This window comes from Caulobacter sp. KR2-114 (genome assembly GCF_049446115.1).
In the GTDB taxonomy this organism is placed as follows: domain Bacteria; phylum Pseudomonadota; class Alphaproteobacteria; order Caulobacterales; family Caulobacteraceae; genus Acaudatibacter.
The window spans coordinates 344,946-364,919 of the sequence record NZ_JBMSEC010000001.1 but is presented as its reverse complement, the minus strand read 5'-3'; the positions used below and the strand labels follow the sequence as shown (position 1 = coordinate 364,919).

General features: G+C 68.0%; 19 protein-coding genes and 1 pseudogene. 12 read left to right on the top strand and 8 right to left on the bottom strand.

Annotated elements, in window-relative coordinates; translation table 11 throughout:
- Nucleotides 1-100 precede the first annotated feature (100 nt).
- Together ACO2Q3_RS01505 and ACO2Q3_RS01500 are read left to right on the top strand one after the other, a co-directional pair.
- Nucleotides 101-544 (top strand): Lrp/AsnC family transcriptional regulator, encoded by a 444-nt coding sequence (locus ACO2Q3_RS01505; RefSeq protein WP_423304604.1) that lies wholly within the window; start codon nucleotides 101-103, stop codon nucleotides 542-544.
- 92 nt (nucleotides 545-636) lie between these two features.
- Nucleotides 637-1,254: a TetR/AcrR family transcriptional regulator gene (locus ACO2Q3_RS01500; protein WP_423304602.1), complete on the top strand. Its 618-nt coding sequence runs from the start codon at nucleotides 637-639 to the stop codon at nucleotides 1,252-1,254.
- Nucleotides 1,255-1,293: 39 nt separating this feature from the next.
- On the opposite strand, the gene ACO2Q3_RS01495 is transcribed toward ACO2Q3_RS01500, so the two are convergent.
- On the bottom strand, nucleotides 1,294-2,064 hold the full coding sequence (locus ACO2Q3_RS01495; RefSeq protein WP_423304601.1) for a Coq4 family protein: 771 nt from the start codon (nucleotides 2,062-2,064) through the stop codon (nucleotides 1,294-1,296).
- A 194-nt stretch (nucleotides 2,065-2,258) separates the two neighbouring features.
- Nucleotides 2,259-2,423, bottom strand: a pseudogene (locus tag ACO2Q3_RS01490) (JAB domain-containing protein); the annotation flags it as partial.
- Between the two features lie 711 nt (nucleotides 2,424-3,134).
- Here ACO2Q3_RS01490 and ACO2Q3_RS01485 point away from each other — a divergent pair.
- Entirely contained in the window at nucleotides 3,135-3,389 is a 255-nt protein-coding gene (locus tag ACO2Q3_RS01485; protein WP_423304600.1) for a hypothetical protein, read from the top strand.
- A gap of 10 nt (nucleotides 3,390-3,399) precedes the next feature.
- Here the strand turns inward: ACO2Q3_RS01485 and ACO2Q3_RS01480 are convergent, their stop codons facing one another.
- From ACO2Q3_RS01480 to ACO2Q3_RS01465, 4 genes are all read right to left on the bottom strand, one after another.
- On the bottom strand, nucleotides 3,400-3,804 hold the full coding sequence (locus ACO2Q3_RS01480) for a helix-turn-helix domain-containing protein (RefSeq protein ID WP_423304599.1): 405 nt from the start codon (nucleotides 3,802-3,804) through the stop codon (nucleotides 3,400-3,402).
- 49 nt (nucleotides 3,805-3,853) lie between these two features.
- Nucleotides 3,854-4,390 carry a hypothetical protein gene (locus tag ACO2Q3_RS01475; RefSeq protein ID WP_423304597.1) on the bottom strand — a complete coding sequence of 179 codons (537 nt, stop codon included), beginning with the start codon at nucleotides 4,388-4,390 and terminating at the stop codon, nucleotides 3,854-3,856.
- 56 nt (nucleotides 4,391-4,446) lie between these two features.
- Nucleotides 4,447-4,677, bottom strand: coding sequence for a DUF3761 domain-containing protein (locus ACO2Q3_RS01470; protein ID WP_423304595.1), 231 nt, complete (start codon nucleotides 4,675-4,677; stop codon nucleotides 4,447-4,449).
- Nucleotides 4,678-5,038: 361 nt separating this feature from the next.
- On the bottom strand, nucleotides 5,039-5,977 hold the full coding sequence (locus tag ACO2Q3_RS01465; protein WP_423304594.1) for an AraC family transcriptional regulator: 939 nt from the start codon (nucleotides 5,975-5,977) through the stop codon (nucleotides 5,039-5,041).
- Between the two features lie 106 nt (nucleotides 5,978-6,083).
- Between ACO2Q3_RS01465 and ACO2Q3_RS01460 the strand changes: the two genes are divergently transcribed.
- The 3 genes from ACO2Q3_RS01460 to ACO2Q3_RS01450 all read left to right on the top strand — a co-directional run bounded on the left by ACO2Q3_RS01460 (nucleotide 6,084) and on the right by ACO2Q3_RS01450 (nucleotide 9,896).
- Nucleotides 6,084-6,974: an SDR family oxidoreductase gene (locus ACO2Q3_RS01460; protein ID WP_423304593.1), complete on the top strand. Its 891-nt coding sequence runs from the start codon at nucleotides 6,084-6,086 to the stop codon at nucleotides 6,972-6,974.
- A 41-nt stretch (nucleotides 6,975-7,015) separates the two neighbouring features.
- Entirely contained in the window at nucleotides 7,016-8,002 is a 987-nt protein-coding gene (locus tag ACO2Q3_RS01455; RefSeq protein WP_423304592.1) for an SDR family oxidoreductase, read from the top strand.
- A gap of 91 nt (nucleotides 8,003-8,093) precedes the next feature.
- Nucleotides 8,094-9,896, top strand: coding sequence for a CocE/NonD family hydrolase (locus tag ACO2Q3_RS01450; protein ID WP_423304591.1), 1,803 nt, complete (start codon nucleotides 8,094-8,096; stop codon nucleotides 9,894-9,896).
- Between the two features lie 169 nt (nucleotides 9,897-10,065).
- On the opposite strand, the gene ACO2Q3_RS01445 is transcribed toward ACO2Q3_RS01450, so the two are convergent.
- Nucleotides 10,066-10,809 carry an SDR family oxidoreductase gene (locus ACO2Q3_RS01445; protein ID WP_423304590.1) on the bottom strand — a complete coding sequence of 248 codons (744 nt, stop codon included), beginning with the start codon at nucleotides 10,807-10,809 and terminating at the stop codon, nucleotides 10,066-10,068.
- Between the two features lie 100 nt (nucleotides 10,810-10,909).
- On the opposite strand from ACO2Q3_RS01445, the gene ACO2Q3_RS01440 reads away from it, so the two are divergent.
- The 3 genes from ACO2Q3_RS01440 to ACO2Q3_RS01430 all read left to right on the top strand — a co-directional run bounded on the left by ACO2Q3_RS01440 (nucleotide 10,910) and on the right by ACO2Q3_RS01430 (nucleotide 13,825).
- Entirely contained in the window at nucleotides 10,910-11,833 is a 924-nt protein-coding gene (locus ACO2Q3_RS01440) for an AraC family transcriptional regulator (protein ID WP_423304589.1), read from the top strand.
- A 248-nt stretch (nucleotides 11,834-12,081) separates the two neighbouring features.
- Entirely contained in the window at nucleotides 12,082-13,014 is a 933-nt protein-coding gene (locus tag ACO2Q3_RS01435) for a DUF7146 domain-containing protein (RefSeq protein WP_423304588.1), read from the top strand.
- Between the two features lie 112 nt (nucleotides 13,015-13,126).
- The gene (locus ACO2Q3_RS01430) at nucleotides 13,127-13,825 is read left to right on the top strand and encodes a JAB domain-containing protein (RefSeq protein WP_423304587.1); all 699 of its coding nucleotides are present in this window, start codon (nucleotides 13,127-13,129) and stop codon (nucleotides 13,823-13,825) included.
- 93 nt (nucleotides 13,826-13,918) lie between these two features.
- Here ACO2Q3_RS01430 and ACO2Q3_RS01425 read toward each other — a convergent pair whose 3' ends face one another.
- Nucleotides 13,919-14,410: a MarR family winged helix-turn-helix transcriptional regulator gene (locus tag ACO2Q3_RS01425; protein WP_423304586.1), complete on the bottom strand. Its 492-nt coding sequence runs from the start codon at nucleotides 14,408-14,410 to the stop codon at nucleotides 13,919-13,921.
- A 71-nt stretch (nucleotides 14,411-14,481) separates the two neighbouring features.
- Here ACO2Q3_RS01425 and ACO2Q3_RS01420 point away from each other — a divergent pair, with 71 nt between their 5' ends.
- The 3 genes from ACO2Q3_RS01420 (at nucleotide 14,482) to ACO2Q3_RS01410 (ending at nucleotide 19,756) form a co-directional block, all read left to right on the top strand.
- Complete coding sequence (locus ACO2Q3_RS01420; RefSeq protein ID WP_423304585.1) at nucleotides 14,482-15,423, top strand: quinone oxidoreductase family protein; 942 nt, start codon at nucleotides 14,482-14,484, stop codon at nucleotides 15,421-15,423.
- Nucleotides 15,424-15,729: 306 nt separating this feature from the next.
- Nucleotides 15,730-16,659: a DUF2493 domain-containing protein gene (locus tag ACO2Q3_RS01415; RefSeq protein WP_423304584.1), complete on the top strand. Its 930-nt coding sequence runs from the start codon at nucleotides 15,730-15,732 to the stop codon at nucleotides 16,657-16,659.
- A 769-nt stretch (nucleotides 16,660-17,428) separates the two neighbouring features.
- Nucleotides 17,429-19,756 (top strand): TonB-dependent receptor, encoded by a 2,328-nt coding sequence (locus tag ACO2Q3_RS01410; protein ID WP_423304583.1) that lies wholly within the window; start codon nucleotides 17,429-17,431, stop codon nucleotides 19,754-19,756.
- The last annotated feature ends 218 nt before the right edge of the window (nucleotides 19,757-19,974 follow it).

Below are 19,974 nucleotides of genomic sequence, written 5' to 3'. Positions count from 1 at the left end.
ATACGGCGCAGGTCACGGGGAAAGGTCCCGATCTTCGGCGTCCTGACCGCGATTTTGTGGAAGAAATCCTCATAGGCCGGGTCTGAACAGGATATCCTCCATGCTCGACGCCCTCGATCACAAGATCCTCGATCTGCTTGCCAACGACAGCAGCGTCACCGCCGCGCGCCTTGGCGAGCGGGTGGGGCTGTCGCCTTCCGCGGCGCATCGCCGGGTCAAGCTCCTGGAGGAGCGGGGGCTGATCAGAGGCTATCGCGCGCGCCTTTCGCCCCAGGCCCGGGGCAACCCGTCCATCGTCTTCGTCTCGGTGACCCTCAAGGACCAGTCCCAGGAAACCCTGTCCCGGTTCGAGGAGGCGGTCCGGCGCAACCCCGACATCGCCGAGGCCCACCTGATGAGCGGGGAGAGCGACTATCTTCTGAAGGTGCCGGTGCGCGCCGACGATGATTTCGAGCGCGTGCACCGCGATACCTTGGCCCGCCTGCCGGGCGTGCAGCGCCTGGTGTCCCAATTCGCGATCCGCACCGTCGTGGACGCCGACTGACAGGGCGAAGGCGCGCGCCGCGCCGCCCTGGGTCTGTCGGCCACGCAGGCTTTCATTGTGCGGCAGGTATGGCCGCGCTAACGGCAGGCGCCATGTCGATCCCAGAGCTCAACCGCCGCGCCCGACCCCAGCAGGCCCGCAGCCAGGCCACCGTGGAGCGGGTGTTGCTGGTGAGCGCCGAGCTGCTCGAGGAAGTCGGCGTCAACGGCTTCAACACCAATCTGCTGGCGCGGCGGGTCGGCGTCGGCGTCAGGGCCATCTACCGCTACTTCCCCAACAAGTGGGCCATCCTGGTGGCCTTGGCCGAGGGCTTTGGCGAACTGGAGCGAACCTGGGTGGGCGACCTGAAGCATCCCTCGGGCGCAGACCTCCAGGCGAGCATCGACCGGGCGATCGACGGGTACTACGAGGGCGCCAAGCGGCGCCCTGGCTACGCGGCCCTGCGCGCGGCCGCGCAGGCTTCGCCCGAGCTTCGCCTGGTGGATGAGCGAAGCAATCGCGCGCTGCAGGAGGATCTCGCCGCCGGCCTACGCGATTTCGGCGTCAAGCTTGACGACCGGCAACTGCGCACCCTGTGCCTCGTGATCATCGAAACCGCCAATCGCCTGCTGGACCTGGCCCTGCAGGCCGAGCCGGAGGAAGCGGCCCGGATCGTGACCGAACTGAAGCGAATGCTGCTGGCGTTCTTGCAGCTCTACGTCACGGAGTGACCGGGTGCGCGCGGCGGCTGGATGGCGGCCGCCACCGGCTCATGCGGCGGCAAGCAAGGCATACGGATCGAGACCCTTTGCCCGCAGCCGGCGGTGCGCATTTTCGTACTGGGTGGGACGCCCTATGCCCATCCTGGCCCGCGCCGCCTCGAGCGGCTCGGCGAGGAGCGCGCGCACATCCTGCTCGTAGATCTTGGCGGACGCCGCGCCGTGGCGGCGCGCTTCGCCGACGGCGCGAAAGACCGGCGCATCGGATTTGATGCTCGCCTGGAACTCCAGGGCGCCGATCCAGGCGATGAACCACTCGGTCAGGTCGTGATACTGGGCGCTGGTGAAGCCCAGGACGCACTGTTCGCCCAGGGCGTCGCGGCCGTATCCGGTCAGGATGTGGGCAAGGTCGTGCAGGTCCCGCAGCCGGTCGGTGAACCATTGCAGCTGATCCGGATGCCGCTCGATCCCGGGGAAGGCGCTCGCCTCGACGAGACCGGCCGCCGACAGGCCCTCTCTGCGCATGAAGGCGACATAGGCGTGGGCCACGCTGCCCTCGGGCATGGCCAGCAGGGTTTCGTGGTCATCCAGAATGTCTGGCAAATAGGGTTCAGACGTCATCAGGGATTGTCCGAGCGCGCTGGCGCAGAAGCGCTCGGCCAGGTTCACGTAGCGGCGGCTGGGCAGGCAGTCGGCCATGTAGAAGACCTGGGCCGTGTCCTCCTTGTCGGCGACCAGCTTGCGGAAATGCGTGAAGGCCTTCAGCGGGCGAAGCTTCTGCGGCGGGCGGTCAGGCGCGCGGAACGGGGCGTTGGAGAGCATGGCGACAAGTCCCGGCTGCAGTTGCGGTCATGGAGCCCACCGCCACGCTGCGCGAGCGTGCGGTCGACAGAAAGGATGTAATCACTTCCATATTTCATCGTCAATCTCCTGCAGCCGCGACGGCGCCGCGCGGGTCCGCGCCGCGTGGGCCGACCGAAAGGGCGCCGTCTGACCCGCCGCTCCCTTGGCGGCCCTCAGAACAGGCCCAGAGCCTTGAAGCTGGCCACGCCCTGGCGGCCGACCACAAGGTGGTCGTGCACGGCGATGCGCAGGGCCCGGCCGGCGTCCACCACCTGACGGGTCATGTCGATGTCGGCGGCCGAGGGGCTGGGATCGCCAGACGGGTGGTTATGCACCATCGTTTCGCAATGATACAACTATCGGAAAACATTGGATATATTCAGATTATCGCTGAGGTCTGATGGCTGTTATTGGGGGCGGTGGGCGAGCCGGTAGGTTCACGGTCCGTTTCCGTCCCGATCGCACCCTGTCGATGCCCTGTGGTCACGGCACTTGATCACCTTGTTGCGATCCCAGGTGTCGAGTTCGTCGCGAGGGTAGAGGACGGCTTTTCCAATTTTCAGGAACGAAGGCCCGATCTTGAGGGATCGCCAGTTTCGCAGCGTAGCGAGAGATACCTCGCCACGATAACGCGCGCTGACTTCCTCGGGCGTCAGGTACGTCTGATCCGCCATTTTCACCTCGCAAGCACTTCTGAAGCTCAGGCTGCTCGCGGGGGCGAGGCGCGCCGCCCGCTTCGTGTAGGTTGGAACGGCGCGAGCGTCCGGAAAGGCTGCCTCAACTGGTGTCGTGCAAACGGTGGTCCTTGGATAGAGGAGGGCTGGGAGCAACTTTCTATTTAAGCTCGATCCGCCAGCAGAAGCTGGAGTTCGAATCGCTCCTGGGGCGCCTACGCTAACGCGCGACGCGGTATCCGAGACCGCACCGGAGCGCTCAGCGGCTGCGCCGTCAGCCTTGCGATAGCGTTCGCTCTGGGTACGCAACCGGCTTGCGGCGCGGCCGGCGCGGTGCGAGCGTCGCCCTGGTCACAACACTAGGGAGAACCCCTGATGCGCCACGCCCTCATGATGATCGCCGCGGTCGGCATGCTCAGCATCGCCTCGGCGCCGGCCAACGCCGCCGCGACGCCGCCGTACAAGCTGAACTCGGCCGGCAAGTGCATCGGCGCCAACGGCCAGTTCGCCAAGGCCGACCTCTGCAAGACCCCAACAGCGCCGCCGGCGGCCGCGAAGCCGACGAAGTGCAAGGACCCGAAGACCAAGAAGTTCACCAAGTGCACCGCGCCGGGGGCGGTGCCGGCGTAGCTGCAGGCCATTACCTGGGCCATGCCGGTTCGTCTCGCGAGAGCGCGTTGACCAGGCGCAGCAGAAGCGCCCGATCGTCAGCGCGCTCAAGGGCGGCATAGGCGGCCAGAAGTTCCAGCGCGCCCGGCTGTATCAGCGCGGCGGGTACGTAGGCCGCCGCTTCGTCATCGCCGATCAGGGCGGCGACGGGGATGGCCAGCGCTGCGGCCAGCCGGGCGAGGGCGCTGACTGTGATCCTGTTGCGGCCCTGCTCGTAGCGCTGGAGCTGCTGATGAGAGCAGTCGGCCGCCGCGGCTACCGCCTGCAGTGTGAGCCCGAGGTGGTGGCGCTGCACCCGCAGGCGCGCGCCGATGGCGAGGTCGATAGGGTCGGGCTCCAACGGCGCGCCGGCGAATGTTCGAGGGGAATCGCTCAAGCGGAGCGGGCTCGTCTTGTAGGATTGGGGGCGTCAGCGATCACGGCTGTCAAGGTGGCGACGTCGGCGCTTGTGGAGTGCTCGGCGCCGTGGCCGCTGGCGGATCGGGAAGATATTTGACCACGATGTAGCGGCTCTCGTGGTCCTTCATTTCCCGGGCGACGCCGAAGGACGAGCGATTGCCGCTGTAGTAGCCGCCGCCATAGGTCCCGTTGACGTTGCCGAACGACGAGCCGGTGACGCCGGTCACTTCGTCCTGTTCACCTTCGAGGATCACCGCATCGCCGCCGGCGGTTCTAGCGGCCCTCGCGATGTCGGTCTCCAGGCCCGACATGCGGATGGCGCCGTAGATCCCCGTCTTGTGCCGGCGGTCGCTGAGCGAACCCAGCACCTGATAGCGGCGGGGCGGGTCGCCGCGGAGCCAGAAGTCCACGCCGTCGATGGTCTTGCGCTCGCCGCCCTGGCCCTCGTGCACCGCGTTGCGGCCTTCGTACTGGAGAAACTCAGGACCGGCAGCGACCACTGTGGGCGCGGCGCACGCCGCGATGCCTGCGGCGATCGTGAGTGCGAATATGAGCTTGCGCATGCGCCCCCCTGGCCTGCATCTCGGAGTTGAAGCCTAGAGGATTGCATGCCTGACAGCTAGCTCATGACGCCGCCGTGGTAGGAGCACGTCCCTTGATGATGGAGGCTGAAGCTGTAGGTCCCGTCCCGGCACTGCGCGGTGGCGCCCGGGGGAGGAGAGGGGGCCCGAACAGGCCGGTGGACGACCACGCCGTCGCTGTTGATGTAGGTATCGCCGCGGTGTCCGCGGGCGTCCGCCGCGCCGCCGGCGGCCATAGCGACGCTCAGGGCAAGGGTGAGGAGCCGCATGTGTCTCCCCACCCGCGGCTGAGTTGATGCCATCCTGGCCTGAAGTGGAAGGTGTTGCGCCGCTGGTGCCGGGTGCGATGCCGGTGCGGTACATCGCTCTGCGTGCGAGAGTTCAGCGGCGCAAGGGGCATTTGGCGCCCGGACCTAGACGTTCAGCGGCGAGCTAGCCGCTTTGCCCGCCCGCCTCGGACATTCCATGACGTGCTCGCGGCCCTCGCCGCTGCTTCGCCCGCAGGTCCTTAGTGGCGACGCGGAAACGCTTCCCGATCTCGTTGGAACTGGAGGGAGCGCCGCCGCCGCCGTGCCGCGCCGCACGGGGACACCCACCTTGCCGGCCAGCCTCGTCGGGAGCACCGCAGGCCTAGGCCGGCGAGCCCTGCGCCAGGCCGACGCCCTCGCTGCTGCGGCGGCCATATTGCCGCGGGGAACAGTTCATGATTCGCTTGAATGCTGTGCTGAAGGACTTCTCCGAATCGTAGCCCAGCGCAGATCCGATCTCGGCCAGGGATAGCCGCGATGTGGTCAGGCGGTCAGCCGCCCGCATCATGCGCCAGCGTGTCAGGTACTCCATGGGCGAGAGGCCGACGGTCTTCTTGAAGGTCACCGCGAAGGCGGTGCGCGACATGCCTGCCGCCCTGGCCAACGCCTCAAGCGTCCATCGCCTGCCAGGCGCTCCGTGCATCGCCGCAATGGCCGCGTGCAGCCGCCGGTCGGCCAGCGCGAAAAGCCATCCCGATCCTTCCGCGGTCCGGTTGGACAGATAGTGCCGCAGCGCCTGGACCAGCACCATGGTCGCCAGCTGCTGGGCGACGATGAAGTCGCCGGGTTGCCCCTCGGCAAGCTCCTGTCGCATCCGTTCGACGCACCAGCGCAGGGTCGTCGCGCCCGGCGTATCCCGGATGTGCAGGAGCGGGGGGAGGGCGTCCAGCAGCAAGGCCGCCGGCCCTTCGGCCAGCGTGAAGTAGCCGCCAATGCTCAGATAATCGCCCCCGCCATTGCGGGTGACGATGCCGCCGGTGGGCTCCGCGGGAAGCACCTCGCTCACCGGGATCGGTAGCACGGACAAGTCGCTGGCGATGCGGAAGGGCCGGCCCCGCGGCAGCAGGAAACATTCCCCCGCGCCCACCTGCACAGGAGGTTCGCCCTCGACGACGATCCAGCACGACCCTTTCACCACGGCGTGGAACTTGATGCCGTCGTGGGGCCCGAAGCTGATGGCCCAGGCGCCGCCCGCATCGAAGCCCCCTGAAACGTAGCTGTGCAGCTTCAGCAGTGCGAGCACGTCCGAAAGGGGATCCATTGTGTGAATCCTGAACGATCGAAAACTAATTTCGTACTTACGGGCGTGTAGCGTTCAGGATCAACCGTCTAGGCTGTGATGGCAAGCCTGAAAACGGAGAGGCCTCATGCGTGTGTTCGTGACCGGCGCCACGGGCTGGGTTGGCTCTGCGGTGGTCCAGGACCTCCTGGCCGCGGGCCATCACGTCGCCGGTCTCGCCCGGTCCGCAGCCGGCGCGGACAGGCTGGCGGCGACGGGCGCCGAGGTGGTGGGGGGCTCCATCGAGGACATCGAGGTGCTGAAGGCCGCGGCGCGCCGGGCAGACGGCGTCATCCATACCGCCTTCAATCATGACTGGTCGCGGCTTGCCGAGAACTGCGCAGCCGACAAACGCGCCATCGAAGTCCTGGGCACGGAACTGGAAGGCTCGGAACGCCCGCTGATCGTGGCCTCCGGCGTCGTCCTGCTCGCGCCAGGACGCCTGGCGACCGAGGCCGACGCGGCCCCGCCGGTCACGGCGGCGTTCCCGCGCGCCTCGGAGGCGGTCGTCCTGGATCTGCGTGAGCGGGGCGTGTGGGCGACGACGGTGCGCCTGGCGCCGACGGTGCACGGTGTCGGGGACCATGGCTTCGTACCGCGCCTGGCGGGCATCGCTCGCGATAGGGGCGTGGCGGCCTACGTCGGCGATGGCCGCAATCGCTGGCCAGCGGTTCACCGCCTGGACGCCGCCCGGCTCTTCCGCCTCGCACTCGAGGATCCGGCGGAGGGTCCATTTCATGCGGTGGCTGAGCAGGGCGTCGCCCTGAAGGACATCGCCGAGGCCATCGGGCGGCAGTTCGACCTGCCGGTGGTCTCGATATCGCCGGACGAAGCGGCAGAGCACTTCGGCTGGTTCGCGCCCTTCGCAGGCATCGACGCCCCCGCCAGCAGCGAGCGCACGCGCGCGATCCTGGACTGGAATTCCGAGCAGCCGGGCCTGCTCGAGGATCTCGCCAGGCCCGACTATTTCAGCCGCTGACCTGCCGGCGGTCTGACAGACATCCTCCAGGAGACAAGGCCATGCGCATCTTCGTAACCGGCGCCACGGGCTTCATAGGGGCAGCCGTCGTCGACGACCTGCTGACCGCTGGCCACGAAGTCATCGGGTTGGCGCGTTCCGCGGCGGCGGCCGGCAAGCTCAAGGCGCGCGGCGTGAAGGTTCATCGCGGCGCGATCGAGGATATGGACGGCCTTCGCCGGGCGACCGCAGAGGCGGACGGTGCGGTCCACGCGGCATTCTTCCATGCCTTCTCGCAAGCCAGCCTCGGCGCGCGTCTGCGGGTCCTCGTCGGCGGGGCCCCATCCGGCATCGTCGAGCGCTTCATGACAGCGGCCGTCGAGGTGGACCGGCGTGCGATCGAGGCGCTCGGCGGCGGCCTGCGCGGCGGCGGGCGACCGCTTGTGGTCGCCTTTCCGACCATGGCGATGGCCCCGGGGCGCCTCGCCCTCGAAGACGACCTGGCCGATCCGGCCGCCGTCGGCGGTCTGAGGGCTCGTTCGGAAAGGGCCGCCGTGGTCCTGGCGGACCGCGGTGTCAGGGCGACGATCGTTCGCCTGCCGCCCTCGGTGCATGACGAGGCCAGGCAGGGCCTCGTCACCCGTCTGATCGAGGTCGCTCGCAAGACCCGGCGCTCGGGCTACGTGGGGAACGGGGAGAACCGGTGGAGCGCTGTGCACCGCTGCGATGCGGCCCGGTTGTTCAGGCTCGCCCTGGAGACGGGCGAGGCGGGCGCCCGATACCATGCCGTGGCGGAGCACGGCATCGCCATGCGCGACATTGCGGAGGTGATTGCCGAGCAGCTCGGTGTCCAGGCTGAGAGTCTCTCTCGCCGGGAGGCGGCCCAGCGGTTCAGCTGGCTTGCGCCGTTTGTCGGTGCGGACAATCCGGTCTCTAGCCTGGCCACCCAGCAACGCCTGAACTGGGTCCCGGTCCGTCCGCCATTGATGGTCGATATCTCGGCCGCGCTTCATGCGACGAGCGCTGGGGCGCCGGCCACCGCCACTTGAGCCGGCTCTCGGCTCCTCACCCACAGCTTACGACCTTGGCCGCCCTCGCAAAGCCCGCGGCGTCCGCCCTGCTACAACAAGGATCTCATCGATGCGAATGACCGGCCTTGCGCCCCTGGCCCTTGCCCTCTCCCTGGCGATGACCCCGCAGACCCGCGCGGAACCCGTGAACTCCGGTGTTCCGGGGATGATCTTCGATCACGACGTGCCGGTCACCATGACCGACGGGGTGCAGCTGCGCGTCAACATCTATCGTCCGGAAAAGGCCGGCCGCTATCCGGTGCTGATGCTGATGGGGCCGTACGGCAAGGATACCAGCATGGCCGACGCGCCAGCCTACAGGACGTCCTGGGCCAAGCTGATCGCCAAGTTCCCGGACCTCTGCAAGGCGTCCTCCTGCCGCTACATCCGCTTCGAGGCGCCCGATCCGGAACGCTGGGTCGCTAACGGCTACATCGTCATCCACGCCGACGTGCGCGGCGCCGGCGCCTCGCCGGGCGTGCTCGACCCGTTTTCGCCGCGCGAGACCGAGGACTACGCGACCTTGGTTACCTGGGCGGCGCACCGACCCTGGAGTTCGGGAAAGGTCGGGCTCATCGGCACGTCCTTCCAGGCGATCAACCAGTATCAGGTGGCCGCGCTTCATCCTGAGGGCCTGGCGGCGATCCTCCCCTGGGAGGGGGCCTTCGACCAGTATCGCGAGATCGCCTACTACGGCGGTATCCTGAACCCCGCCTGGGAGTTCTGGTGGACCCACCAGGTCGTGACCAACCAGAACGGCAACGGCGAGACGCCGCTCATCGATTCCATCAGCGGCGGCAGGGATACCGGGACGCCGCTGCTGGCCGGCGTGCTGAAACAGAACCGCGTCGATCCGGTCGAGGCCTTCGCCCGGCATCCGTTCGACGACGCCTACTATCACCAGCGTACGCCGGACGGACGAGAGATCACCGTCCCCATGCTCGACGTGGCCAACTGGACCGATTGGAGCACCGCCGGCTACTTCGCTGCGGCCAGCCCGCAGAAGTGGCTGCGCATCCAGGCGGGCGACCATCTGACGCCCTTCTACTCCGAGGAGGCGCTGGCCCTGCAGAAGCGGTTCTTCGACCACTTCCTGAAGGGCGTGGACAACGGCTGGGAAAATGAGCCCAGGGTCGCCGTCCAGGTCCGGCGACCCGATGGCGCCGCCTGGCGGTACGCCACGACGTGGCCGCTGCCGCATACGCAGGGGGAGCGCTGGTATCTCGACGCCGCGACCGGGTCGATGGCGGCGACTTCCCAGGCGCCCGCGCCCACCGACAAGTCCTACCCGGGGCTGGGCGAAGGCCTGACCTTCACCAGCGCGCCCTTCGACCGGGAGGTGGAATTCACCGGCCCGATCGGGGTCAGGCTCTGGGTCAGCGCCTCCACGGCCGACATGGATATATTCGCGGCGGTGCGGCTTATCGATCCCCAGGGACGGGACGTCACCTTCATGGGCAACAGCGATCCGAACGTCCCGCTTGGCCTGGGCTACCTCCGGGTGTCGCACCGCGCCACCGACCCCGCCCGGTCGACCGCGTTCAGCGCCTTTCATCCGCACCTGGCCTCGGAGCCCATGACGCCCGGGCAGCTCTATCCCGTGGACGTGGAGTTCACCGAACCGACCAGCATCGTGGCGCCGAAAGGCTACCGCCTGGCGCTGACGGTCCAGGGCAAGGACTTCGGGTACGGCCCTGGCGCCAACACCGTTCACGCCAGGGACTATGAGCTTCCCAACTCGAGCAACTCCGGCCTCTTCTTTGCTGCGCATCCAAACCGCGATCCGGCTGTCTTTGGGGGGACCGACACGATCGCTACGGGGGGAGAGCACGCCTCCTACCTGCTGCTGCCGCGCATAGGGCCCCGTCCATAGCCCTGGGACCTTGGTGGCGGAGCCGGCGCCGGACCGCCGGCATGGAAAGCGCCTCGCCTTTCATCGGCGCTGCGGGGGCGGGGACCTCGGGCAGGTCGGCCCGGCTCCGCAGATCGGCGTGTCAAGGGTCGGCCGGGCCAGATCCAGGCTTCCCAATGGCGAGCTGTGGTCAGCTCGCCTGGGCCCAAGCCACCGCGTCTGCGCCAGCAGGGATGCGCACAGGGCTCGATGGATCATTCACTGCGCGCCATACCGCTTCGGCGACATCCTGTGGATGCGTAATCGGTCCCGGCTCGCTGAACCTCGCCATGAAGCCCCTGACGAGCTCGGCATAGGCCGCATGGTCGAGACCCTGCATGCGGGCGCCGCCGTTCTCCGCAAACCGGGTCTCGGGCGCACGGCCCGGAATCACGAGGTGCGCGCGAACATTGAACTGTGCGACTTCCAGCGCCACGGACTCGGTGAGGGCGTTTACCGCCGCCTTGCTCGCGCTGTAGGCGGCGATGAGTGGCAGGGGCCGCAGCGTGACGGATGATGTGACATTGACGATGACGCCGGCGCCGCGCTCCCTGAATTGCGGCAGTACCGCCTGCATCATCGCCATCGTACCGAAGGTGTTGGTCTCGAAGACCTCGCGCATCGTTGCGATGGCGGCGACCTCGAAGGGCGCCGCCGCGCCAACGCCGGCATTGTTGACGAGGGCGTCGATCGGCCCCGCGGCCTCCACGGCCTGATCGACGCTCCCCGGATCCGTGACATCGAGGGCGATGACGCGGAGGTGCTCGGAGCGCGGTAGCACGTCGTCGCGCGGCGTGCGCATCGTGGCGACGACCTTCCAGTCGCGATCGAGGAAGTATTTTGCGGTTTCGAGGCCAAAGCCAGACGAGCAGCCGGTGATCAGGACGGTCTTCATACGTACTCTCGAAGGTGGATGGACAACGCCAAAATGCTAGACCACCGATTGAGGACTAACTATAACTCAGGGTCCGCAAAATATTAGCGAAAGTCCTGATTTGATCGACCCTCTGGCGGAGGTCGTGACGCTGCTTCAGCCGAGCGCCCGCTATTCGAAGCTCGTCACCGGCGCCGGGCCTTGGCGCATCCGCCGCTCGGACGCGGGGGAGCCCTTCTATTGCGTGGTTCTCGAAGGCGGTTGCCGCCTGGCGGCCGGCGGGAATGGGCCGCTGGAACTCCATTCGGGGGATTTCGTCCTGGTCCCCGAGGTGTACGGCGTCGCGATGTCCAGCCTCGCGCCGTTGCCGGACGACGCCGGCGAAAGTACGCCCGTGGCGGTGGCGGCTGGCGAGTTCCGCATCGGCGATCAGGAGGGCTCGGCCGATCTGAGGATGCTGATCGGTCACTGCAGCTTCGGCTCTCCCGATGCGGACCTGCTGGTGTCGCTGCTGCCCCAGATCGTCCATGTACGTGGCGAGCCCCGCCTGGCCACATTCGTCCAATTGGTGCGCGATGAGTTCCGTGAGCGTCGTCCGGCGCGCGAGGTCATTCTCGCCCACCTGCTCGAGGTCCTGATGATCGAGGCGCTCCGTGCCACGGCTGCGCCCCCCGCTTCCCCCGGGCTCGTGCGAGGGCTCGCCGACGAGCGCCTTGCCGCGGCGATCCGTCGGATGCACGAACAGCCGACGGTGGGGTGGACGGTCGCACAGCTGGCGAAGGAGGCGGCCCTGTCCCGCTCGGCCTTCTTCGAGCGCTTCAGTCGTGCCGTCGGCCTGGCTCCGATGGCCTATCTGCTGAACTGGCGCATGGCGCTGGCCAAGAACATGCTCCAGCGCAACGAGGCAGGCATGGCCGAGATCGCGGAGCGCGTCGGCTACGGCTCGGCGAGCGCGTTCAGCGTCGCCTTTGCGCGCCACGTCGGGCTACCGCCGGCCCGCTATGCGCGCCAGCAAGCCATGCCCGCCGCCTTGACGTCGCTCTGACAAAGGCACGCGTAACCCCGGGACGGGGCGCTGCGCCTTGGACCTCGAGCTGGGGCTGCAGGAACGAAGCGCCGGCCTGATCCCCTTCGTGAGGTCGTCTAACCGTGGGCGCTCTCGCGTGAGCTCAGCTTGCCGCGTCACTGCTACCGGCGCCCCTGCGCGTCCTGACCCAGCCTGATCACGGGCGCCGCAGAGGGGAGGGGGAGGGCGGGACTGGGTTTGGCGAACCTTTTTGCCGGAGCCACACGATGTCCCTGAAGACCATTGTCGAGACCCTCGGCGGCGACCTCTATGACGGCGGGCGGCGCGCCAACATCCCGGCGCCCGGCCACAGTGCGCTCGACCGCTCCGTATCGCTGCTGCTGCAGGGCGGCCGCGTCATCGCCCATGCCTTTGGCGGCGGCGATTGGCGGGAGGTCCTCGACCACCTCCGTGGCCTAAACCTGATCGACGCCGCCGGCGCGCCCCTGTCCGTCGCAGCGGCCGCTCGGAGCGCAGCGGTGGGCCCGTTGCCGACGCGACTGGAGCGCCGGGACGCAGCCTTGCGGCTGTGGGAGGGCGGCCGCGCGATCGGCGGCAGTCTTTCGGAGCGGTACTGCCGCGCCAGGGGCCTGCTCGGCCGCCTGCCCGGCGATGCGGCCCTGCGGCACAATCCGCAGACCCCGGTTTCCGCCTATCGGCACGATGGGCCTGCCCGCCCGGCCTTGCTGGCCGCGATCCGCGCGCCGGACGGAACGCTCACGGCCGTCGAGGTGACCTACCTGACACCCCAGGGCCGGCGCGCCACCGACCTTCGCCTGTCGCGCAAGACCGTCGGGACCATGCCCGCCGGCTGCGCCATCCGCCTCGATCCCGCCGCCGAAGCGATGCTGGTCGGCGAGGGCGTCTTCACCACCTGCTCGGCCTGCGCCTGGTTCGGCCTGCCAGGCTGGGCCCTGGGGTCTGCTCACAATCTTCGGTCCTGGAGCGCACCGCCGGGGGTGCGCTGCGTCGTGATCGCAGCCGATCGCGGGGAGGCGGGGGAGCGTTCGGCCGCGAAGCTGCTTCGGCGGCTCGAGAATATGGGGGTGGCGGCGGCCGTGGCGCTGCCACCACCACCGCATGGCGACTGGAACGATTGGGCTCGCGCTGTCGGCCTCGGCTGTCGGCACGGGCGGGTGGACCGAGTGTCGGCGACGTAGAGGGCGGGCGTCGCGCCGCCGGCCTTGGTCCGGGGCCGGCGGGAGGAGGGGGGAAGGGACCTGGCGGGTGAGCCGGGTGGGAAATGGGTCTTCGCCCGGCGGGAGTTCCGCCATGAGCGAGCAACAGGACCTGTTCGGCGTCAGGGTCGCCGAGGCGCCCAGCCGTGGGCTCAGCCCGAGGATTGGCGCAGGCGGTGTCGACGCCGTCGCCACCCTCGATGAGGAGGCCACGCTTGAGCAGCTGCTGACGCGGTGCGGGGCGCGCGGTCCCGAACGGCTGGCCGCTCGACTGCTGTCGAGGTTCGGGGGGATCGGGCGGGTGCTGGGCGCACCGCCCGCAGACCTCGCGCGCGAGGCGGGAGAGCAGGTGGCGATCGAGCTTGGCGTGCTGCACGCCCTGCTGGTGCGAGCCCTGGAACATCCCTTGCGCCAGCGCCCGGTGATGAGCTCCTGGACGGCCGTCCGGGACTACCTGCGGGCCAGGCTTGGTGCGCTTCCCCGCGAGGCGTTCCACGTCCTCTTCCTGGATCGGAAGAACCAGCTCATCGCCGACGAGCGGATGGGCGAGGGCTCGGTCAACCATGCGCCGGTCTATCCGCGCGAGGTGGTTCGCCGCGCCCTTGAGTTGTCGGCCAGCAGCCTCCTTCTCGCCCACAATCACCCATCCGGTGATCCGGCGCCGTCCTCGGCAGATATCGACATGACGCGCCAGGTCGTCGAGGCGTGCCGGCCGCTCGGCATCGCTGTGTACGACCACTTCATCGTCGGTGGCGACCGGGTCGAGAGCTTGAAGACATTGGCGCTGATGTAGCTGCGTCGGTGATGACGAGGGCCGGGGGACTCCCGCGCGGGCCCACGCCATGCCCAGGCTTTGGGGCGCGCACTCTGGTGTGCAGCGCTCGCCTCAAGCTGTCTCATCCCTGCCGTTGGCGGCTTGGGGCGTTGCGAGCGCATCGGCGTAGCGGCGAAGGGATCGTGCAAGATCGGCGACTTCGCGTTCGGACCAGCCGGACAGGGCGCGCCGGGCGAGGCGCTCGCGCGCTTCGTCGATCTGCCGCGCCATCGTTCGGCCAGACGCTGTCGGACGCAGTTCGCGCTGGCGGCCGTCCGTTGGGCTCGGCTGTCGCTCCACCAGTCCGAACTCCACCAGCTTGGCGATCTGGCGGCTGACGGTGCTATGGTCCCGGCCAACGCGGCCTGCGAGCTCCACCACGCCAATCGGGCCCAGCCGTTCCGTCAGCACGAGAAGCGGGAAGAGGGCCCGATCGAGCCTTATCTGCGCCTCCCGCATCAGCACCTCGTCCCGATCGGGTCGGTTGATGAAGGCGACGACGTCGAGGACGGCATCGTGAAGCTGCGACAGCAGGATACTGCTCGGTGCATTATGCACGGACATTGACTCCGGCCGCCGTTCGATCTAGTCCGTTCATTATACACGGATATCAGTCCCCCGAAAGGCCCCGCCCCATGAAAGCCGCCGTCGTCGAGGAAGCCGGCCGCCTGCCGGTCTACGCCGATTTCGCCGAGCCGGTTGCCGGCCCCGCCGAGGTTGTCGTCCAGGTGACAGCGTCCGCCTTGAGCCAGCTTGCCCGCGGTCGCGCCGCCGGCGCGCACTACAGCGCGACGGGCGAATATCCATTTGTCGCCGGCGTCGACGGTGTTGGCCGGCTTGAGGACGGACAGCGCGTCTATTTCCTGCTGCCACGCGCGCCCTTCGGCGCCATGGCCCAGCGCACCGTCGTATCCGATGGACAGTGGGCGCCGCTCCCCGACGAACTGGACGACGTGATGGCCGCGGTCCTGGCCAATCCAGGCATGTCATCCTGGGCGGCGTTGACTGAGCGCGCCAGGCTGAGCCCCGGCGAAACCGTGCTCATCAATGGCGCGACCGGGACCGCGGGCCGGCTGGCGGTGAAGATCGCGCGCCATCTCGGCGCCGCCCGCGTGATCGCAACGGGTCGCAACCTTGCGGTGCTCCAAACCCTGGACGCCGACGCGACCGTGCCGCTTAGCCAGGACGAAGACGCGATCGAAGCGATCCTGCGCGCGCATTTCGCAGACGGTGTCGATGTCGTCCTCGACTATCTCTGGGGGGCGAGCGCGCGATCGATCCTCGCCACTGCTGCGAAAGCGGGGCCCGCCGGAGTTCCGATCCGCTTCGTTCAGATCGGGGCGGCGGCCGGTCCTGAGATCGCCTTGCCGGCGGCGGTGCTCCGCTCTTCCGCAATCGAGATGAAGGGGAGCGGGCTCGGAAGCGTCGGCCTTCCCCGGCTCATGGCCGCGATCGACGGAGTATTCAGGGCCGCATCCGTAGCGGGCCTGACGCTCGACTACGATGCCGTCCCCCTTGCCGAAGTGTCGAGCCAATGGGCGACCGAAGGGCGGCGGGTGGTCTTCTTGCCGGACTGAGAAGGCCGGCGATCGACCCGATTCCTCGAAGCTTCGCGCCCTCAGCCCGGGGGCTGCGGGACGTCGCGCCCGGTTGGTCTGGATCCCGTCGTCATATGGCGCCGACCGGCGCGTGCCGGGCCGGCGAGAAGGACCTGCGCGCGCGATGCTGGCTGAGCGAAGCCCTTGGCTCCGATGACCTCGCCACCCCTCGGCGGCGCCCACAAGGGGCGCTGCGCTCGAAGCCCTTGTGGGCGCCGCCGACGGTCGGCGCGGGACGGTCACGAGCCGACGAGCTCGCCTCCCCAACCCGCAAAGGGCTTTGCCATGCATCCTTCCTTCACGCCCTCCGCCGACCGCCTTACGCCCTATGAGGCGCAAGCCGCCTGCCTCGAGGATCCGCGCCCGCATCCTGCCGAGGCGGCGCTGCAACAGCTCGGGTGCTGCCTGATGACGGAGCTGCTCGACATCGTCGGCGAGACCGCCCTGGAAGACTTCCAGGGGCTCATCGGCGAGGCGCTCATTGGCGCCTTCCACGCCGTGTCCCAGCGGATCGAACGGGAGGCGGACAAGGCCCGCGACACCCTTGGAGGCCTGGTGCGTGACTTCGATGGTTCCGAAGTGCTCGACGTGGAGATCCAGGCGGCGACGGCCCGTGCCCGGTGCTCCGACGTAGCGATGCTGGCGATGGAGATCGTACGCGACGCGGCCGCGGCGGCTTATGCCACCGCGACCGGCGAGGTCTGGAGCCCATGGAAGGGGTCGGTGCGGGCTTCGCGCCTCAGTGCGGCGCAGATCGAGGCTCGCGACGCCCTGCGCGCGGCGCGCGCCAGAAAGCATCGAAGCCGTGACGCGGGCGCGACCATCGTCGCCTTGCGGGCAGCGCCGCAGGCCGACACGGCTGAGGACGCAGGCCGCCTCTTCGACGCCTTGAACTGGGCGCGCGAACGTTGGCCGGACATGGCGTTGGCCACGTCGGGCGCCAGGGGCGCCGAGAAGCTGGCGATCAAGTGGGCGCAGCAGAAAGGCGTCCCCCTGGTGCTGGCCAGGGCCGACTTCGATCGGCACGGCCGGTCCGCGCCGTTTCGGGCCAATGAGGAGATGCTGGCGCTGGAGCCAGTCTGCGTCCTGACCCTGGCCAACTCGGTGAACCCCTTGAGGGCGTCGGCGGCGAAGCCCTTCGGACCGGCGTTGAGCCTGGCGCAGAAGGCGGAGGAGCACGGCCTGCTGCATCACGCGGTCAAAGCGCGACGCTGACGGGTCCCGGGGAGCATGAACAGCTGCGGCCGCGTCGGGGCGGGCCTGATGCGGCGCCCCCGGGGTGTTGCGACGCGGTGGCAGACCGGAAGGAAAGGCGGCCGCCCGGGGGCTCGACATCCACGGGCGGCCAGGTGGCAGCGCGTCCAGGGAGGAATTTGGCGCGTCTGGTGTTGCGCACAAGGTCTCTTCCAGTGCGGCAAGGATCCATAGTCTTGGCCGCATCGATTGATCCAATATTGAATTTCATTGTGCTGATTGCTGGAGAATATCGATAGCACCGGTGATGAACCGGGGCAGCGCACCAGTCACCCGTAAACGCTAGTTGCTCCGCCCGGCTCAGTCCCGCGCTTCAAATGACGTCGCCGTGGCAGGCGCTGGAGGGCGCGGCCGCCTCCGTGATCATCGAAGTGATATGTCCCGCGAATAGGTGGGCTGCGAATTAATATTGGATCGTGCTTTTGATCGCCACTAGCGTCAATTCGGCCGCCTCCAGTTCAATTCAAGTGGAGGTAAGTCAGCGTGCCCGTAAAGTGCAGTTATTGCCAAGGGGCAACTGGATGGGGTGGCGATATCTCTGCGTGTTCAGGCGTTGACTAGTTTGCTCTGGACAATGAACTAGGCAATCTCCGCCGAGAGTTAGCTCGCTCGAGGCGCGATATGGGGTGGATTGTGCGCCGATCTCGAGGCCGGATGGGCGTGAATAGTTAAGTCGTGCTCTCAACAACGATCGGCCCAAGGCCGCAATAGACACTCTGGGGGAGTGACCATGAAGGTAACCACCGCTTCGATCCTGGCGCTGGCGTGGGCCGGCGCTGCAACCGTCGTCGCGCCGGGCCGCGCCGCCGCCGCCGATGCGGAGACGTCGGCCGGTTCGACAACGCAGATCGGCGAGATCGTCGTCACCGCGCAAAAGCGCGAGCAGACAATCCAGACGGTTGGGATGTCGATCCAGGCTGCGTCGGGCGACGCGCTCGTCCAGCGGGGGGTCAACAGCACGGGCGACCTGGTCAAGCTGGTGCCAGGCTTGACCGCATCGGACACCGGCTATTCGGGCGCGCCCCAGTTTGGCATCCGCGGGGTGATCTACCTGGACCCGTCGCTCGCGGCCAATCCCACCGTCAGCACCTACAACGACCAGGTCCCGCTGCCCTTCTCCATCGAGGCCCTGGGTTCGACGCTGGATCTGGAGCGGGTGGAGGTGCTCAAGGGGCCCCAGGGCACGCTGTTCGGCGACAACGCCACGGGCGGCGGCATCAACTACATCGCCGCCAAGCCCACCAAGACGTTCCAGGCCGGGACGGATGTCCAGTACGGCCGGTTCAACACCCTCGACGCGCAAGGTTTCCTCAGCGGGCCGGTGTCGAGCACGCTGGATGCGCGCATCGCCGTGCGCACCGTGCAAGCCAACGGCTGGCAGAAGAGCTATGTGACCCCCGGCCTGACGCTCGGCGCGCGCAACTTCTGGACGGGGCGCCTGACGCTCAACTGGACACCGACATCCCGGCTGAGGGTCGTCGGAACGCTGTCCGGGTTCGTCGATCATTCGCAGTCGACCGCGCCGCAGTTCGAAGGCTATGCGCCGCTGAGCCCCGTGCCCGCGTCGGCCAACATCCAGAACTTCCCGATCGCGCCCGCCAATGCCCAGGCCGCCGCCTGGTCTCCCTGCGTCAACGATGCGCCGTTCAACAATCACTGCGTCGGCTATCGCCGCAACAACCGCTTCTACCTGGCCTCCATCCGGGCCGACTACGACCTGGGCGGCGACATCACCCTGACGTCGCTGACCTCGTACGAGCGATTCCTGCAATACCAGCCGCTCAACCAGGATGGGACGATCTACCAGGACGCCCAGACGATCAACACCGGCCACCTGGGGACGACCTACCAGGAGTTCCGCCTCTCGGGCCGGATCCTCGGCCATGGCGCGTGGATTGTCGGCGTGAACTATCAGAACGACGACATCGCCGAGAAGAGCAACCTGACGGCCCCGGACTCCTCGGCCGCGCACATCATTCCGGCCATCGGCATCAACTCCACGGCGGCCATCGACGCGCACACCTATGCGGTGTTCGCCCATGGCGAGCTCCCGGTGACCTCGAACCTGACCGTCGAGGCAGGGATCCGCTATACCCGGTCCAATCAGGATTTCGTCGGCTGTCAGCGCGACAACGGCAACGGCATTCTGGCCGCCTTCTACAACGCCGCCTTCGGCACCCATGACGTGGCTGGCGGTTGCACGACCCTGCACGAGAGCGCCGCGGGGATCACCTCCGTGCAGGTGGTCTCAAAGCTGGACGAGGACAATGTCTCATTTCGCGTCGGCGCGAACTGGAAGGTCGCCCGCGACGTGATGCTCTACGCGAACATCAGCCAGGGCTATAAGGCGGGGGCCTATTCTGGGCTCTCGGCGACCTCGGACTTCCAATATGACCCGGCGGTGCAAGAGAAGCTCCTTGCCTACGAGGTGGGCTTCAAGAGCGAGCTGTTCAATCGGACCTTGCAACTCAACGGCGCTGGCTTCTACTACGACTACACGAACAAACAGATCCAGGGTGACGAGCGCGACGTCATCTTCGGCGCCCTGGCCAAGCTGGTGAACGTGCCCAAATCGCACGTGGAAGGCTTCGAAGTTTCGGCCATCTGGCGGCCCGTGGCCGGGCTGACCCTGACGCCCGTCGTCAGCTACGCCCACAGCCGCATCGACGGCAACTTCACGCAGTACAACTACCTGGCCCAGCTGCAGAACTTCACCGGCGAGCGTTTTCCAGGGGTCGCAGAACTGCAGGCCGACGTCGACGCGCAGTACGCGTGGGACTTTTCAGACTCGGTCCGCGGCTTCGTCGGCGTGAACGTCAACTACCAGGGCAGCTCCAACAGCGCCTTGGGGGACCTGCCGCGAACCCGGCTGCCGTCCTACACCCTGGTCGATCTGCGCGCCGGCATCGAGAAGGGGCCGATCCGGGTGCAGGTCTGGGGCAAGAACGTCTTCAACCGCTACTACTACACCGCCCAGATCCACTCGCTGGACACCTACATCCGCTACGCTGGCATGCCGGCGACCTATGGCGTCACGATCTCCTATCGGTATCGCTAACGCCGCCCCTCGCAGACGGCGCCAACGCCTCCAGCCGCTGGGGCGGGTGGGGGCATGGAGCGCGGGCGCATGGGCTCGCGCTCCTACGCTGCGCCGGAGCGCTCATCGACACGCGAGCAGACGGAATGCCTCGGGAACTTCAGGAATTGGCGCTCCCGCGCCTGATCGCCTAACGCTCCCCGTACATCGACCTTCGGACCGCGGCCCGTCGCGGAGAA

Bases quoted from the DNA above. Each gene is read 5' to 3' on its own strand.
- ACO2Q3_RS01465 (WP_423304594.1), bottom strand. From the start codon at position 5,977: ATGGATCCCCTTTCGGACGTGCTCGCACTGCTGAAGCTGCACAGCTAC.
- ACO2Q3_RS01450 (WP_423304591.1), top strand. From the start codon at position 8,094: ATGCGAATGACCGGCCTTGCGCCCCTGGCCCTTGCCCTCTCCCTGGCG.
- ACO2Q3_RS01455 (WP_423304592.1), top strand. From the start codon at position 7,016: ATGCGCATCTTCGTAACCGGCGCCACGGGCTTCATAGGGGCAGCCGTC.
- ACO2Q3_RS01410 (WP_423304583.1), top strand. From the start codon at position 17,429: ATGAAGGTAACCACCGCTTCGATCCTGGCGCTGGCGTGGGCCGGCGCT.
- ACO2Q3_RS01445 (WP_423304590.1), bottom strand. From the start codon at position 10,809: ATGAAGACCGTCCTGATCACCGGCTGCTCGTCTGGCTTTGGCCTCGAA.
- ACO2Q3_RS01495 (WP_423304601.1), bottom strand. From the start codon at position 2,064: ATGCTCTCCAACGCCCCGTTCCGCGCGCCTGACCGCCCGCCGCAGAAG.
- ACO2Q3_RS01430 (WP_423304587.1), top strand. From the start codon at position 13,127: ATGAGCGAGCAACAGGACCTGTTCGGCGTCAGGGTCGCCGAGGCGCCC.
- ACO2Q3_RS01420 (WP_423304585.1), top strand. From the start codon at position 14,482: ATGAAAGCCGCCGTCGTCGAGGAAGCCGGCCGCCTGCCGGTCTACGCC.
- ACO2Q3_RS01500 (WP_423304602.1), top strand. From the start codon at position 637: ATGTCGATCCCAGAGCTCAACCGCCGCGCCCGACCCCAGCAGGCCCGC.
- ACO2Q3_RS01425 (WP_423304586.1), bottom strand. From the start codon at position 14,410: ATGTCCGTGCATAATGCACCGAGCAGTATCCTGCTGTCGCAGCTTCAC.
- ACO2Q3_RS01470 (WP_423304595.1), bottom strand. From the start codon at position 4,677: ATGCGGCTCCTCACCCTTGCCCTGAGCGTCGCTATGGCCGCCGGCGGC.
- ACO2Q3_RS01475 (WP_423304597.1), bottom strand. From the start codon at position 4,390: ATGCGCAAGCTCATATTCGCACTCACGATCGCCGCAGGCATCGCGGCG.
- ACO2Q3_RS01415 (WP_423304584.1), top strand. From the start codon at position 15,730: ATGCATCCTTCCTTCACGCCCTCCGCCGACCGCCTTACGCCCTATGAG.
- ACO2Q3_RS01505 (WP_423304604.1), top strand. From the start codon at position 101: ATGCTCGACGCCCTCGATCACAAGATCCTCGATCTGCTTGCCAACGAC.
- ACO2Q3_RS01460 (WP_423304593.1), top strand. From the start codon at position 6,084: ATGCGTGTGTTCGTGACCGGCGCCACGGGCTGGGTTGGCTCTGCGGTG.
- ACO2Q3_RS01435 (WP_423304588.1), top strand. From the start codon at position 12,082: ATGTCCCTGAAGACCATTGTCGAGACCCTCGGCGGCGACCTCTATGAC.
- ACO2Q3_RS01485 (WP_423304600.1), top strand. From the start codon at position 3,135: ATGCGCCACGCCCTCATGATGATCGCCGCGGTCGGCATGCTCAGCATC.